The following is a 15,443-nucleotide window of genomic DNA, read 5'->3' as shown; positions in this document are numbered from 1 at the left end:
CAAGGAAAACTGCATTTTCCTTGCGCTGCTTTGCAGCTATCCTTTTGCGGCTCCCGCCTTGCCCCGATGTGCACAGCACTTCGTTCCAAGGCGGCGAGCAAAACCGAATACGATTTCCGACCGTTCAACAAGAGCTATCTTGCTGGGCGGTCTTTTTGTTTGGAGGTGATTCCGATTCCGTGTCCGCACTTCAAAATTTCCATCGTAAAACGCAGCCAAGGGCAGTCCGCTGTTGCCGGGGCCGCTTACCAGAGCGGCGAACGGCTGTTCAGCGAATACGACCAGAAAACAAAATTCTACAACAAGAAAAAAGAACTTGTCCACACCGAAATTATGCTTCCACCTAATGCGCTGCCCGGATATGCAGACCGTGCCACCCTCTGGAACGCCGTGGAGGCCGTGGAGAATCAATGGAACTCCCAGCTTGCCCGCCGCATCGTGCTGGCGTTTCCAAGAGAAGTTCCGAAAGACCAGTATCTTCCCATGCTCAAAGAATTTTGCAATGAGCAGTTTGTTTCCAAGGGTATGATTGCTGACTTTGCCATCCACGACAAAGGAGATGGCAACCCACACGCCCACATTCTGCTGACGCTCCGGGCGATGGATGAACACGGCAGGTGGCTCCCAAAAGCCCGAAAGGTATACGACCTTGACGAAAACGGTGAGCGCATTCAGCTCCCCTCTGGCAACTGGAAGTGCCACAAGGAAAACACGGTGGACTGGAACGACCAGAAGTACGCCGAGGTCTGGCGGCATGGTTGGGAAGTTGTTACCAACCGTTACCTTGAAGCCGCTGGCAGACCGGAACGTGTTGACCTCCGCTCATTCGAGCGGCAGGGAGTGCAGCAGATTCCGACCGTGCATCTCGGCCCCGCTGCTCACCAGATGGAAAAACGTGGGATAGAAACCTTTCTCGGAAATCTCAACCGGGACATTCGTGCAGCCAACAGCCTGATGCAGTCCATCCGCAGCACCATCCGGGGACTGCAACGCTGGATCGCAGACCTGAACGAAAAGAAGCAGATTCTTCTGGACGCTCTGGAAAAGGCGAAAGAACCCACGCTTTCTGATTTACTGGTGGATTACTTCAACCTCCGCAACGAGCAGCGCAGCGATTGGTCTGGCAAGGCAAAACTGAAATGCACCGTCCGGGACTTTGAGGGGATTCGGCAGGCAGTGGACTACCTGAAGGCTCATTCTCTGAACACCATCGAGGATTTGAACGCCGCAATCAAAGACCTGAGCCAGACTGCCGCCCCGTTTCGCAAGCAGCTGAAGCAGAACGAGAACCGTATGCGGGCAATCGCCCAGATCAAGGATGCTGCTGCCATCCATGCCAAGCTGAAGCCCATCCACGATGCCTTTCTAAAGAAGAACTTCAAACTCGCCAAGGATGCTTACGCCGCCCAGCACAAGGATGAACTGGACACGTTCAATAAAGCTGTCCGCACTCTGATGAAACTGAACGGCAGCACAGCGGTGGATTTTTCGGCATTGGATGCCGAATTTTCGGCGCTGCAATCGGGCAGCGCCGAGCTGCACAGCCAGCTTGAAGCCCTGCAACCCGACCTGACCGCGCTGAAAAATATCCGCAAGTATATCGACATGGTGCTGAATAAGCAGCAGCTTTCCGCATCGGACGGCAAGACCCCGGAAAAGGAATCTGTGTTGAAAAAGCTGCATGAAGCCAAAGCCACCGCCGCCCCGAAGAAACCGGAGCAGCAGAAGAACACACCGGAATTATAAGGAGGAAGGAACATGACCTACACGCAAGCCCAGATCGACCGTGCAAACGCCGCCAATCTGGAAGATTTTCTCCGTGCGCAGGGCGAAATGCTGGTGCGCAGCGGAAAAGAATACCGCTGGAAAGCCCACGACAGCCTGACCGTGTGCGGAAACAAATGGTTCCGGCACAGCCAGAGCAAAGGCGGCTATCCGGTCGATTTTGTGATGGAGTTTTACGGCAAGTCCTTCCCTGAAGCGGTGCAGCTGTTGACCGGAGAACAGGGCGAGAGCCGGCAAGATGCCGCCCCCGCCCCCTCTCCTGCGTTTCGCTTGCCGCTGCGAAATGTCACCAATGCCAACATCCTGAACTATCTGACGCAGGAACGGAAACTCAGCCCGTCACTGGTGAACTTCTTTGTTTCTACCGGTGACATCTATGAGGATGCAACCCATCACAATGCGGTGTTTGTCGGACGGGATGCAGACGGACACCCACGCTATGCAAGCTGCCGAGGCATCTATGAGAAGTTCCGGCAAGACGTAGCCGGGTCAGAAAAGTCTTTCGGGTTTGCGCACCGTGGTGCGGATAAGCAGCTGATGGTGTTTGAAGCCCCCATCGACCTGCTTTCCTTCATCGAATTGTTTCCAAAGAACTGGCAGCAGCACAGTTATCTGGCACTGGGCGGCGTGTCTGCAAAGGCATTGCAGCAGTTCCTTTCTGAACGCCCGGACATGGAACGTGTGTTCCTCTGTTTGGATTCTGACAAAGCCGGAGAGGATGCCTGCAAGCGGCTGGCGGCTCTGCTGCCGGAAACTATGAGCGTGATCAGCCCTGTATGAAGGATTGGAACGATGTTCTGGTGCATCGGACAGAGATTCCGAACCGCAATTATTTCAAGAGCATCGTGCTGAAAGAGCCGGCAAAACCGGAAACGGTGAAGATCATCCGCATGAGCGACGTGGAGCTGACCCCGGTGGACTGGCTCTGGAAACCGTATCTGCCCTTTGGAAAGCTCAGTGTTCTGCAAGGCAATCCGGGCGAGGGCAAGACTTATTTTGCCATGCACCTTGCCGCTGCCTGCACCAATGGAAAGCTGCTGCCCAACATGGAGCGTATGGAACCCTTCAACGTAATCTACCAGACCGCAGAGGACGGTCTGGGCGATACGGTCAAGCCCCGCCTGATCGAAGCCGGCGCAGACCTTGACCGGGTGCTGGTCATTGACGACAGCGATGTGCAGCTGACGCTTTCGGACGAACGAATTGAAAAAGCCATCATCGAGAACAACGCCCGACTGGTCATTATCGACCCGATTCAGGCATATCTTGGTGCCGATGTAGACATGAACCGGGCAAACGAAGTCCGGCCCATCTTCATGCGGCTGGGACAGGTAGCGCAGCGAACAGGCTGCGCTATTTTGCTGATTGGGCACCTGAACAAAGCAGCCGGGATGCAGAGCCTGCAACGTGGTCTCGGCTCCATCGACATTGCCGCCGCTGTGCGCAGCGTCATGTTCATCGGCAAGCTGAAGCACGACCCGACTATGCGAATCCTGACCCATGAGAAAAGTTCGCTTGCCCCGCCGGGTGCATCGCTGGCGTTCTCGCTGGGCGATGAAAGTGGATTCCACTGGGTCGGCGAGTATGACATTACCGCAGACGAGATGCTGTCCGGCATCGAGCCGCAGCGGGAAACCAAGACCCAGCAAGCCAAAGACCTGATCTGCACCCTGCTTGCCGGAGGAAAGCAGGTGCTCAGCGAGGACATCGACAAGGCTGCACTGGAAAGGGGCATCCCCGGCAGAACTGTCCGAGATGCCAAGCGGGAACTGGGCGATGCCCTGAAAAGCAAGATCGTGGAAGGCCGCAAAAAGGTCTTTTGGATGGAATAAGCCATTTGACTGGCAGAAAAATTTGGCTGGCAAGAAAATCATGGTACACCCACAGTTGCCAGTCTGCCAGCCAAATTCAAAAAGTGACGATAAAAGGAGAAATCGAATGGAGAATCAGAATTCGAGTTATTCGGTGCAGATTGGTAAAACCACCTTTATTGTGTGTGTGAAGCAGTCCGAAACCGCCAAAAAGCCGATTGAAAAGATGTTCAAGGATATGTGCAGACATGAGGTCACAAGGGACTTCCTTGCAGACAACCTGATGAATTTAGAAAAATTACCGAAAACCTCTTGACGAAGTCCAGCCCGAGGGTACGGGCTATCGTGCGCGCACTCGATTTGCGAAGTTTTTCAACCTCCCGGAACTGATGTCGATGTTCAAAGAGGTTGCCGACATTAAAACCAGCGATCAGCTTCATCTGCCTGTGCCGGATGCAAAGTTTGAAACCGTGGTAGCGAAACCGTCCGAGATTCAGAAAGAAATGGTGCAGGAGCTGAGCAGACGCGCTGCGAAAATCCACTCCGGCACGGTGGATGCGTCCGAGGACAATATGCTGTGCGTCACCAACGATGGCCGAAAGATCGGTCTGGATGTTCGCCTGATGAACCCCATCCTGCCGGACGACCCCAACAGCAAGCTGAACACCTGTGTTCGGAACGTGCTGCAAATCTGGGCGGATGGCAAGGAGCAAAAGCTGACGCAGCTTCTATTCTGCGACCTCTCGACACCAAAGAACGATGGCAACTTTAATGTCTACGATGATATTCGCAAGAAATTGGTCGCCGCCGGGGTGCCGGAAAGTGAAGTTGAGTTCATCCACAATGCCGACACCGAAGCAAAAAAGGCCGCATTGTTCTCCAAAGTGCGCTCCGGCGATGTGCGGATTCTGCTCGGCAGCACCGCAAAAATGGGAGCCGGAACAAACGTCCAACAGCGGCTTGCGGCGGTGCATCACTTGGATGTCGGCTGGAAGCCCAGCGACATGACCCAGCGCAACGGACGCATTATCCGGCAGGGCAATATGAATAAGGAAGTCAAGGTGTTCAACTACGTCACAGAGGGAACTTTTGACAGCTACTTGTTCCAAACTTTGGAGAATAAACAGCGATTCATCAGCCAAATCATGACTTCAAAATCCCCGGTACGCTCTTGCGATGATGTGGACGAACAGGCTTTGTCTTATGCAGAGATCAAGGCATTGTGTGCTGGAAATCCGCTCATCAAGGAAAAGATGGATTTGGATGTGCAGGTGGCGAAACTGAAAGTGCTGAAAGCCGACCACCAAAGCCAGAAGTTCCGTCTGGAAGATAAGCTGCTCACAAAGTTCCCGGCTGACATTCAGGAAACCACCGCCTATATTGCTGGCGTGAAATCGGATGCCGAACTTGCCGCCGCACACCCACAGGTGCAAGAGGGATTCTGCGGCATGACCATCAGGGGCGTGGCCTACGATGAAAAAAAGACTGCTGGCGAGCGGCTTCTTCTCGCTTGCTCCGAGCTGCCTAACAGTGAGGAAAAAGTGATCGGCAGTTATCGCGGCTTTGAACTGTCGTTGCGGTTCGACACCTACCACAGCGAATATCAGGCTCTTTTGAAAGGTCAGCGGAAATACCCGGTAGCACTGGGCAAAGACCCTCTTGGCTGTATCATCCGTCTGGATCATTCTCTGAACGATTTCCCGGAACGCATCACTTCTGCTGAATATGAACTGGCCACGCTGAAACAGCAGCAAGCGGCGGCGCAGATCGAAGTGGAAAAGCCGTTCCCGCAGGAAGAAGAACTGGCTGAAAAGTCGGCTCGTCTTGCCGAACTGAATGCCCAGTTAGATGTGGACGAAAAGCACCATGAGCCGGAGCAGGATGAGGAAGAAAGGGAGGATGAACCTCGCCGCCCCTCGGTGCTGGCAGCTCTGGAAGAAAAGGCAGACAAAACAGAAATCGTCAAGCCGTTCAAGAGCTATCTCGACAAGGATGGTGATGCCCGATGAATGACCGCCGCGACCAGCAGCTTCATTTCCGGGTCAGCAAGCAGGAGCTGGAACGGATTCGGAAGAAGATGGAATCCAGCGGCATTTTAAGCATCGGTTCTTATCTGCGCAAGATGGCACTGGATGGCTACTGTTTGCATCTCGATTTGCAGGAGCTGCGCCGCATGGCCTATCTCCTGCAAATGTGCAGCAACAATCTCAACCAGTATGCCAAAGCCGCCAATGAAAACGGTCAGGTCTATGCCGCCGATTTGGAGGATTTGCGCACTCGGTTGGATGAACTGATTGATATTGGCAAGCAGATTCTTTCCCGGCTGGCTGACCTCTGATTTTTTGCCCTGCGGCTTCGGCTGTGGGGCTACATATTATAAAGATAAAACTGTGGGAGGTGGTGGACATGGCCGCAACACGTTTGATTGCGCTGCACAAAAATAAGGGGAAAACCGTTGTGGCCTGCTTGAAAAGCCGCACGGACTATGCGCAGAATCCAGACAAAACCAAGCGGGGCGAATTGGTCAGCAGCTACGAGTGCAGCCCTCTAACAGTAGATGAAGAATTTATGCTGTCCAAGCGGCAGTATGAACTTGCCACGGGTCGTAGGCAGAAAAGTGATGTGATCGCCTATCAGATTCGGCAATCTTTCAAGCCCGGTGAGATCACCGCCGAGGAAGCCAACAAGGTGGGCTACGAACTTGCGATGCGGTTTACCAAAGGCAAATATGCTTTTATCGTTGCCACCCATACAGACCGGGAGCATATTCATAACCACATTATCTACAACTCCACTGCACTGGACAGCACCCGGAAATTCCGGGATTTTTTATTGTCCGGGCTGGCCGTGCAGCGATTGAGCGACTTGATCTGCTTGGAGCATCAGCTTTCTGTCATTGAAACAAAGCCCTACCGGGAACGGCAAAAGCGGACACTCTACCCGCCCAAAGAAAGCAATCGTGACCGTCTATGCAGCGTGATCGACACCATTCTGGCCGGCAAGCCTAAAGGCTACGAAGATTTTCTGCAAAAGCTGGAGCAGCAGGGCTATGAAGTCAAACGCGGAAAATATACTTCCGTCAAGGGAAAGCGGCAGAAACGCTTCATCCGCTTCAAAACGCTGGGTGCAGGATACAGCGAAGAAGAAATGAAAGCTGTGATTGCTGGAGAAGCCGAACATCGTCCGCGCCAGAAGCAGACGGTGAAAGAAAAACCGTTCAATCTTCTGGTGGATGTGCAGGCAAAGCTGGCCGAGGGCAAGAGCTGCGGCTATGCGCAGTGGGCGAAAAAGTACAATCTGAAAGAAATGTCCAAGACGCTGATTTTCTTGCAGGAGAAGAAAATCGGCAGCGTAGCGGAAATGCAGGAGCGCGTGAACGCTGCTACTGCCCGCTATCACGAGCTGGGCGGTTCCATCAAGACGGCAGAAACACGCATGGCAGAAATTGCGGTGCTGAAAGCGCACATTGTCAACTATGCCAAGACCCGGCCTGCTTATGATGCCTACCGCAAGGCCGGATACAGCAAGCGGTTTCTGGAAAGCCATCGTGCGGAGATCACACTGCACAAGGCCGCAAAAGCGGCTTTCAATGAAGCCGACCTGAAAAAGCTCCCCAAAGTGAAAGAACTGGACGCAGAATATTCCAAGCTGCTGACAGAGAAGAAAGCAGCCTACCCGGATTACCGTAAAGCGAAAGACGAGATGCAGGAACTTCTTCGTGCGCAGCGTAACGTAGATTTGTTCTTTGCCGAAGAAAAGAACCCCACCGAAAAAGCACAGTCCCGATAAACGATGACAGCCTAGGATTCTTCCTTGTGGGAGAGTCCTAGGCTGTCCTTTTTGTTATAGAAGTGTTTGGAACAAACGCGCAGCCTGCATCGGCACGATGCAGATCGAAAGGGGTTTGGGCACAGCCCAACAAGCATTTTGAATTTAGATTTGAAAAATCCGATTCAAAAATCGCAAGTTGGTACCAACTTGCCCTGCTTGCTATCGAAACCCTACCTTCTATTTCTCCCTCTACTAATACTACAATCTGGAAAGGGTAAAATGGCTGTATCCGCAAAGAAAAACAGAAAAAGGCCACGGCTGAACCTCCATTCATGGTGTGATCCATCATGGCTCTGGCTACACAAGGAATACAAATTGACTTTTCCGGGTTGGTGTTGTAAACTGTTATTAGCTTTAGCTAACCATAAGGAGGGCGCTCATACATGACAAATCAATACATGAATAATCTTTATCGTGATCTGCTCTCTAATTCACCGCAGACGATCACCATAGATATTCCGACAGACATGGGAACCGGTCAGATTTCGCAGATCGTCACGAAACAGGGAGCAGTTGTTTCAGACTGGAGAATGAATTACTTTTCGGATATGAACGTGCAGGGAGTGAGCAGTGAAGAATACATACAAATGCTGTTCTGCTTCAATGACGGCGTTTCCTGGAATATTGCAGACAACCGGCAAAGTGCCAGCATACAAAAGGGTGAATCCTGTATTTATCGCGGCCACGGGAAAATGGAATATCTGTGCTATTCTAAAAAGAGCGATTTCCTTTTCAAAAATGTGAAAATACCTCTATCCTATTTCTATAAGATTCTGAATGACTACTTTGAGGCCGGTGAGATTGAGGTCTATCAGAAAAAATTATTGGACGGTATATCAAAGGTGAATATCACGCCCTATATGGAACACATTTTTGCGGAGCTGAAAGACTTCACGCAATATCGCGGCGGGTTGGGATACCTGTTTCTGGAAAGCAAGGTCTTTGAGTTGCTGTCGGTATATTTGAGCGAGGTCCTGGAGCTGAGTATTCTCGCGTCAACCTACGTTGCAATTTCCAGAAGTGACCGGGATTCCATCATAGAGGCAAAGCGAATTATTGACAGCCAGCTTGCCCTGGCTCCGAGCTGCGAGGAATTGGCGCGGCAGGTCAATATCAGCACTTCAAAATTGACGAAGGGCTTTTCCTCCCTGTTCGGAACATCGGTTCATGCGTATGTCATCGACCAGCGGTTAGAAAAGGCGGCAAGCCTGCTGTTAGAAAGTAATTTGAATGTCAGCCAGGTAGCTATACTGGTGGGATATTCAAAAGCAAGCAATTTCGCAGCGGCGTTCAAAAGGAAATACGGAGTGAATCCGAAAAACTATAAAGCAGAAGCTACGATTGGATAAACGCAAAAATACTGATTTTGGGTAGAATAAAATTGGTTTTGGGGTGGAATCGTGGGCGCAAATTGCTATTATATGTGGTGTGGTTAGAAAAAGCTAACTACACCACATTTTCATTTTCTCAGAGATAAGGAGGATACTGGTATGAGTTCCCAGAAAAAAAGTTCCCGGCTTGAGGGAAAAGATTTAATTACTATCGGCATCTACACCGTCATCTATGTCGTGATTGTTATGCTGGTGGCGATGCTTGGCTTTATCCCCGTTTTTATTCCGCTGATGGCGGTGCTGTGCCCTTTGATTGGCGGCATCCCCTATATGCTGTATGTTACAAAGGCTAAAAAATTCGGGATGACTGCAATCATGGGTTTCCTGATTGGCCTAATCATGGTGTTCTTCGGCAACGGCTATCTTACTATGGTAACTGGTCTTGTTGGCGGCCTGTTGGCCGACGTGATCCTGAAAAAGGCGGACTACAAAAGTGCAAAGAGTACAGTTCTTTCCTGCGGCGTGTTCAGCATCTGGGTGTTTGGCAACTTTGCTCCCATTTTCCTGAACCGTGAAAGCTATATGGTAATGTTGACTGAAGGATACGGCGCTGAATATGCAGCTACCCTTAATACATATATGCCTATGTGGATTGCGCCTATTCTGCTGGTTGCCTGCTTTGTGTTTGGCCTTGTCGGAGGTATGATTGGGAAAGCCATTTGCAAAAAGCACTTCCAGCGTGCAGGTATTGCATAATGGCGCGGGAAATTCTGCACAGCAAAAAAACAGAACAAGGGCTACGGCTCGATCCGCGTACAAAACTGTTGCTCATCTTCATCATAAGCATTTTTGTCATGGGTGGAACAGGCGGAGAAGCTATGGGGCTGATCCGCCTTGTTCTTTGTACGGTTCCGGCTATATTGCTGCTTACCTCGAAACAATGTGCAAAAGCTGTGGGCTATATTGCTGTGTTTTCTGCTTTTTTTGCTGTTCAAATTTATGTTTTGCCGCACCTTACGGGGATATTGAATTTCCTCGTTCTGTTTACAACAGGATTCTTCTGCCGAATCCTTCCCAGTGTTGCGATTGCTGCCTATGCAGTGAAAACAACAACGGTCAGTGAATTGATTTCCGGCATGGAAAGAATCCATATGCCTAAAGAAGTGACGATCCCCTTAACGGTCATGTTCCGCTTCTTTCCAACTGTCTTTCAGGAGTCAGAAGCAATCAGTGACGCTATGAAAATGCGTGGGATTAAACTTGGAGGGAAAAAAACTTCAAAAATATTGGAGTATAAGCTGATCCCGATGATTACCTGCTCCGTGAAAATCGGTGAGGAACTTTCCGCTGCGGCAATTACCCGTGGCCTCGGCGCTCCTGTCAAACGCACAAACATTTGCCAGCTTAAATTCAATTTTGCCGATGTGGTGCTGATCTTGTTTTGTTGCTTTGTAGTGTTTTGGGCGATTGCTTCCCCGATAATTTCCGCAGGAGGGATTTTGCCATGATAGATTTTCAAAATGTTTCTTTTTCTTATGGTGAAGAATCCAGCGGCGGAGGGATTAGAAATGTCAATCTCACCATAAACACAGGGGAATTTGTTTTACTCACGGGAGAATCCGGCTGCGGGAAAACAACGATTACCCGTTTGGTAAACGGGCTGGTGCCTCATTATTACGAAGGTAATTTAGAGGGCGATGTCCTTCTGGACGGAAAAAGCGTATCAGATACGCCGCTTTATGACTTGGCTGCTATGGTGGGATCTGTATTCCAGAATCCCAAAAGTCAGTTTTTCAACGTGGATACGGATAGTGAATTAGCCTTTGCCTGTGAAAATTTAGGCTATCCCCAAGAAGATATCCTGAAAAGGATTGACCGTACAGTTTCCGATTATCATATTGAAGATTTGATGGGGCGAAGCGTGTTTGCTCTGTCCGGGGGCGAAAAGCAAAAAATAGCCTGTGCTTCATCAAGTGTATTGCTACCGGGAATTATGGTCCTTGACGAACCATCTTCTAATCTGGATGTGGCTGCTATTGATGACCTGCGGCAGGTCTTGAGCCTCTGGAAAAAGCAGGGCAAAACAATTCTGATTGCAGAACACCGCCTTTACTACCTTCACGATCTTGCAGATCGTGTGCTGTATGTAAAAGATGGGGAGATTGAACGGGAATACACGCCTGCTGAATTTGACAGTTTATCGGATAGCACTCGAAAAGAAATGGGGCTGCGGCCGTTTTCTCTCTCGAAGTTGAAACCCGCGAATCAGTATCAGGCGCATACAGCTAAACTGATGGAATTTCAAAATTTCTGCTTTGCGTATAAAAAGCGGGAACCGGAAAGCCTCCATATTCCGAGTGCTGAACTGCCTGTTGGAGAAACGATTGCCATTATCGGCCTGAATGGCGCTGGAAAATCTACTCTGGCCCGCTGTATTTGCGGACTGGAAAAGAAGTGTGGCCTTTTGCAGGTTGACGGGAAAACTCTTGATTGGAAAGCCCGGCTCAAACATTGCTACATGGTAATGCAGGATACCAGCCATCAGCTATTTACCGAAAGCGTGATGGATGAAGTGCTTCTGAGCATGGACAACGAGGATGAAACTGTTGCAGATGAAATCCTTAAACAGTTTGATCTGCTGGAATATAAAGACAGGCACCCGCTTTCTCTTTCCGGCGGGCAAAAACAGCGGGTAGCGATCGCATCTGCCATTGTGAGTAACCGGGAGATCATTGTGTTTGACGAACCAACCAGCGGGCTTGATCTCAAACATATGCGGGAAGTTGCGCGGAGTTTGAAGTCACTCGCGGATCAGGGCAAAACGCTTCTTGTTATTACGCATGATCCGGAGTTGGTGATGGCGGGATGTTCGTATGTAGTCCATATGGAAAAAGGGCAAATAAAAGAAAGCTATCCATTGGACGAATCCGGCAGTAAAAAGGTTTTGGATTTTTTCCGAATCCGCCAGTGAATTTTAGAAATTATGAATGTCAGGGCCGCCTTGACTGGGCAGAAAGATAATGATAAGAGGCCGCTTTACTTTGGCGGCCTCTTGTTTTTGAAGCACAGACAGTACGGCTCAATATAAGGAGGGCTTATGTTCAAAAAAATCTTTGAGTACGCAGGGCCATACAAGAAAAATATGTATGTGGCCACGGTCGTTGTACTGGTCAGCGTTCTTATGGGCGTCCTGCCTTTTGTGCTGGCCTATCAGGTCATTTCACCATTGGTTATGGGCGATTCTGTTGAGACAGAATTTGTTTTATTGCGTGTTATAGGGGTTTTGATCTGTCTTGTTTTGCAGGCGGTTTTATATGGATGGGGATTATCAATTTCTCATAAAGCAGCATATAACACATTGTTCCGGCTGCGGGTATCTCTGCAAGAGAAGTTTGAGAAACTTCCCCTTGGCATTGTGGAGGAAAAAGGGACAGGGACAATCAAAAAGCTGTTTGTCGATGATGTGGACAGCTTGGAATTGCTCCTTGCTCATTCAGTCCCGGAGGGTATCGCAAATTTACTGATTCCGCTGGTGATTTATGTTGCTATGTTTTGTGCGGACTGGAAACTGGCTCTTATGTCTTTGGCCTCTATCCCGATCAGCCTGCTCTCCATGGTCATTATGTACTCTGTTGGAATGAAGCGCATGGGCCCCTACTATCAGTCTGCACAGAAAATGAACAACACGATCATTGAGTACATCAATGGTATGGAGGTTGTCAAGGTTTTCAACCGGGAGAGTGAATCTTACGAGAACTTCCGCAAGGATGTAACGGACTATCGGGATTATACCTTGGCATGGTATAAGGCCGCCTGGCCCTGGATGGCGATATACGGAAGTCTGCTGCCCTGCACTGTTATTCTGACTTTGCCTCTTGGGGCATGGTTTGTTCTCTGTGGCATAAGCACTTTACCTGATTTGATTTTAGTCCTCTGCCTTTCCCTCAGCATTGGGATTCCTCTCCTGAAAGCACTGAGCTTTATGGAGACGATTCCGAATCTGAATTATAAGATCACGGCACTTGAACAGATGTTAAATGCGGCACCGCTGCAAGCTGCTGAGGATGATTTCCACGGACAGGATTTTAACATTTCTTACGATCATGTTTCCTTTGCGTATCAGACGACACAGCCTGGCCCAGATGGGAAACCGATAATAGCGGAAAACGAAGTCCTCCACGATATTACCTTTGTGGCACAAGCAGGACAAAAAACTGCCCTAGTTGGTGAATCCGGTTCTGGCAAGAGCACCCTTGCAAAACTGTTGATCCACTACTATGACCCGCAGAAAGGGAGCATTTCCATTGGCGGGCAGAAACTTTGTGATATGAGCCTGGAGGCATTGAACAGCCGCATTTCCTATGTGGCTCAGGATCAGTACCTGTTTAACACCTCCCTGCTGGAAAATATCCGTCTTGGACGTTTGGATGCTACCGATGAGGAAGTAATGCAGGCGGCGAAGAAAGCCCAGTGTATGGAGTTTCTGGAAAAGCTGCCGCAAGGTATTCACTCCATGGCGGGCGATGCGGGGAAAATGCTTTCCGGAGGGCAGCGCCAGCGAATTTCCCTGGCGCGGGCAATATTGAAGGATGCCCCGATTGTAGTGCTTGACGAGGCCACGGCCTATGCTGATCCAGAAAATGAGGAAAAAATGGAGGCTGCTATTGCGGAGCTGGTGGAGGGAAAAACCTTGGTGGTTATCGCTCACAAACTTCCCGCTATAATGAACGCAGATCAAATATGCGTTATGGATCACGGAAAGATGGTGGCAACCGGAAAACATCAGGAGCTGATTCAAGCTTGCCCAGAATACCAAAAGTTGTGGAAAGCGGCTCAGGACAGCGCCGAGTGGAAAGTATCTACTGCAAAGGAGGGAAGATAAATGTTTGCATTGATTTCAAGAATCCTGAACCTCTCCGGGAGGTATAAAAGCCGTATTCAGGCTGCATTTCTATGTGCATTTGTCGAGTCCATTCTCTCCAAAATGCCGATCTTCATGGCGTTTATTGTCTTGGCCGGGTTTGCTGATAATACGCTGACTGGAAAGACCTGTCTGTTTGTCGGACTTGGATTATTAGCTGTTGTAGTGGTTCAGACAGTGGTTCACTATTTGAGCGACCGTCTGCAAAGTGCCGCTGGATTTATGATCTTTGCTGATAAACGGATGGAGTTGGGAAATCATTTAAGAAAAATGCCGATGGGTTACTTTACATCGGGGAATATTGGCAAAATCAGCTCTGTTCTCAGTACGGATATGGTATTCATTGAGGAAGTTTCTATGAGTACCATTGGCAACATGATGAGCTATATGCTGTCTACTTTGGTTTTAGCTGTTTTTATGTTCGTACTGGATTGGAGACTTGGGCTGATTGCGGTAATCATTACCTTGCTGGCATCACTGGTTGCAAAATATATGAATAAGATTTCCTTCAAGGAGGCTGTCGGGCGTCAAAACCAAAGCGAGAATTTGACGGATGCGGTCTTGTCTTTTGCTGAAGGAATTGGGGTTATCAAAAGTTACAATCTGCTCGGAGAAAAATCTGACGAATTAACGGAAAACTTCAAAAAATCAAGGGATGTCAATACGAAGTTTGAGCAGAAAATGACACCGTGGACCACTGGTTTAAACATTCTCTATGGCGTGGGTATTGCCGCTATCTTCGGTTTATCCGTTTTTTTACATCAGGAAGGCGTACTCTCCCTGGCTTATCTTTTGGGCGTGCTGCTGTTTGTCTTTGATCTCTTTGGACCTCTGAAAGCTCTTTATGGAGAAGCAACCCGACTGACCGTGATGAATGCCGCATTAGACCGCATTGAAGCTGTTTTGGATGAGCCCGAACTTCCCGATAACGGAAATCAACATATTCTGTCACAGGCACAGCCGGATCAGCCAGAAGTACAATTTAGCGATGTGGGCTTCGCCTATCAGGACAAGGAAGTCCTGCACAACATCAGCTTCTCTATGCAGAAGAATACCATGACCGCACTTGTGGGACCGTCTGGCGGTGGCAAATCCACGATTGCGAACCTTCTGGCGCGGCTGTGGGATGTGAAATCCGGCAAAGTGACAATCCGTGGTACAGATATTCGGGATGTACCTCTCGCCGAACTGATGGAACAGATCAGCATGGTTTTCCAGAGGGTGTACTTGTTCCAGGATACCATTTACAACAATATCAGCATGGGTAAACCGGACGCTACCGAGGAAGAAGTCTATGAGGCTGCAAAAAAAGCCCGCTGCTATGATTTTATCATGGCGCTGTCAGATGGATTCCAGACAGTCATCGGTGAAGGCGGTGCTACTCTGTCCGGCGGCGAAAAGCAAAGAATCTCTATCGCCCGCTGCATTTTGAAGGACGCACCGATTGTCATTCTGGATGAAGCGACTGCAAGTGTTGATACCGATAATGAAAGCTATATTCAGGAGGCCATCTCGGAACTGGTAAAGGGCAAGACACTTCTCGTAATCGCCCACCGTCTGAATACCATCCAGAATGCCGATCAGATTTTGGTCATTGACAACGGTCAGATTGCACAGCAGGGCACGCACGAAGAACTTTTGAAGCAGCCCGGCATTTATCAGGAGTTTGTCAACATCCGAAAGAATGCGGCTGGATGGAGCCTTGCTTAACAAAATTCAGCGTATGCGATGCGGAGCATTAAATGTCTGTGAGAAGTTGTTCAC

The 15,443-nt window shown here is 49.6% G+C and carries 11 protein-coding genes and 1 pseudogene; all 12 read left to right on the top strand.

Features of this window, described 5'->3' with window-relative positions; all coding sequences use genetic code 11:
- The first annotated feature begins 165 nt into the window (after positions 1-165).
- Entirely contained in the window at positions 166-1,746 is a 1,581-nt protein-coding gene (gene mobQ / locus DWY95_RS15640) for a MobQ family relaxase (protein ID WP_243082854.1), read from the top strand.
- A gap of 12 nt (positions 1,747-1,758) precedes the next feature.
- Positions 1,759-3,617: pseudogene (locus DWY95_RS15635) on the top strand (AAA family ATPase).
- A 106-nt stretch (positions 3,618-3,723) separates the two neighbouring features.
- Positions 3,724-3,912, top strand: a complete 189-nt coding sequence (locus tag DWY95_RS15630) for a transposon-encoded TnpW family protein (protein WP_097779733.1) — start codon at positions 3,724-3,726, stop codon at positions 3,910-3,912.
- 79 nt (positions 3,913-3,991) lie between these two features.
- Positions 3,992-5,605, top strand: coding sequence for a helicase C-terminal domain-containing protein (locus DWY95_RS15625; protein WP_243082852.1), 1,614 nt, complete (start codon positions 3,992-3,994; stop codon positions 5,603-5,605).
- Entirely contained in the window at positions 5,602-5,934 is a 333-nt protein-coding gene (gene mobC, locus DWY95_RS15620) for a plasmid mobilization relaxosome protein MobC (RefSeq protein ID WP_118554206.1), read from the top strand. Before DWY95_RS15625 ends, mobC begins: the two co-directional genes overlap by 4 nt.
- Positions 5,935-6,002: 68 nt before the next feature.
- On the top strand, positions 6,003-7,385 hold the full coding sequence (locus DWY95_RS15615) for a relaxase/mobilization nuclease domain-containing protein (RefSeq protein WP_118554205.1): 1,383 nt from the start codon (positions 6,003-6,005) through the stop codon (positions 7,383-7,385).
- A 425-nt stretch (positions 7,386-7,810) separates the two neighbouring features.
- Positions 7,811-8,776: an AraC family transcriptional regulator gene (locus tag DWY95_RS15605; RefSeq protein WP_097776305.1), complete on the top strand. Its 966-nt coding sequence runs from the start codon at positions 7,811-7,813 to the stop codon at positions 8,774-8,776.
- 141 nt (positions 8,777-8,917) lie between these two features.
- On the top strand, positions 8,918-9,514 hold the full coding sequence (locus DWY95_RS15600; protein ID WP_097776306.1) for an MptD family putative ECF transporter S component: 597 nt from the start codon (positions 8,918-8,920) through the stop codon (positions 9,512-9,514).
- Positions 9,514-10,266 (top strand): energy-coupling factor transporter transmembrane component T, encoded by a 753-nt coding sequence (locus DWY95_RS15595; RefSeq protein ID WP_118554203.1) that lies wholly within the window; start codon positions 9,514-9,516, stop codon positions 10,264-10,266. Before DWY95_RS15600 ends, DWY95_RS15595 begins: the two co-directional genes overlap by 1 nt.
- On the top strand, positions 10,263-11,729 hold the full coding sequence (locus tag DWY95_RS15590) for an energy-coupling factor ABC transporter ATP-binding protein (protein ID WP_118554202.1): 1,467 nt from the start codon (positions 10,263-10,265) through the stop codon (positions 11,727-11,729). The genes DWY95_RS15595 and DWY95_RS15590 overlap by 4 nt, the downstream gene beginning before the upstream one ends.
- Positions 11,730-11,855: 126 nt before the next feature.
- The gene (locus DWY95_RS15585; protein ID WP_118554201.1) at positions 11,856-13,640 is read left to right on the top strand and encodes an ABC transporter ATP-binding protein; all 1,785 of its coding nucleotides are present in this window, start codon (positions 11,856-11,858) and stop codon (positions 13,638-13,640) included.
- Entirely contained in the window at positions 13,641-15,389 is a 1,749-nt protein-coding gene (locus DWY95_RS15580; protein ID WP_118554200.1) for an ABC transporter ATP-binding protein, read from the top strand.
- Positions 15,390-15,443: the final 54 nt, after the last annotated feature.

It is taken from the genome of Faecalibacterium sp. AF28-13AC (assembly GCF_003478405.1).
GTDB classification, from domain to species: Bacteria; Bacillota; Clostridia; order Oscillospirales; family Ruminococcaceae; genus Faecalibacterium; species Faecalibacterium prausnitzii_E.
Note: the sequence above shows the minus strand (reverse complement) of the source record. Positions and strands in the feature narration are given on the sequence as shown.

Excerpts from the sequence above, each read along its gene's own strand:
- DWY95_RS15585 (WP_118554201.1), top strand. The coding sequence starts at position 11,856 with ATGTTCAAAAAAATCTTTGAGTACGCAGGGCCATACAAGAAAAATATG.
- DWY95_RS15615 (WP_118554205.1), top strand. The coding sequence starts at position 6,003 with ATGGCCGCAACACGTTTGATTGCGCTGCACAAAAATAAGGGGAAAACC.
- DWY95_RS15580 (WP_118554200.1), top strand. The coding sequence starts at position 13,641 with ATGTTTGCATTGATTTCAAGAATCCTGAACCTCTCCGGGAGGTATAAA.
- mobC (WP_118554206.1), top strand. The coding sequence starts at position 5,602 with ATGAATGACCGCCGCGACCAGCAGCTTCATTTCCGGGTCAGCAAGCAG.
- DWY95_RS15625 (WP_243082852.1), top strand. The coding sequence starts at position 3,992 with ATGTTCAAAGAGGTTGCCGACATTAAAACCAGCGATCAGCTTCATCTG.
- DWY95_RS15590 (WP_118554202.1), top strand. The coding sequence starts at position 10,263 with ATGATAGATTTTCAAAATGTTTCTTTTTCTTATGGTGAAGAATCCAGC.
- DWY95_RS15630 (WP_097779733.1), top strand. The coding sequence starts at position 3,724 with ATGGAGAATCAGAATTCGAGTTATTCGGTGCAGATTGGTAAAACCACC.
- DWY95_RS15605 (WP_097776305.1), top strand. The coding sequence starts at position 7,811 with ATGACAAATCAATACATGAATAATCTTTATCGTGATCTGCTCTCTAAT.
- DWY95_RS15600 (WP_097776306.1), top strand. The coding sequence starts at position 8,918 with ATGAGTTCCCAGAAAAAAAGTTCCCGGCTTGAGGGAAAAGATTTAATT.
- DWY95_RS15595 (WP_118554203.1), top strand. The coding sequence starts at position 9,514 with ATGGCGCGGGAAATTCTGCACAGCAAAAAAACAGAACAAGGGCTACGG.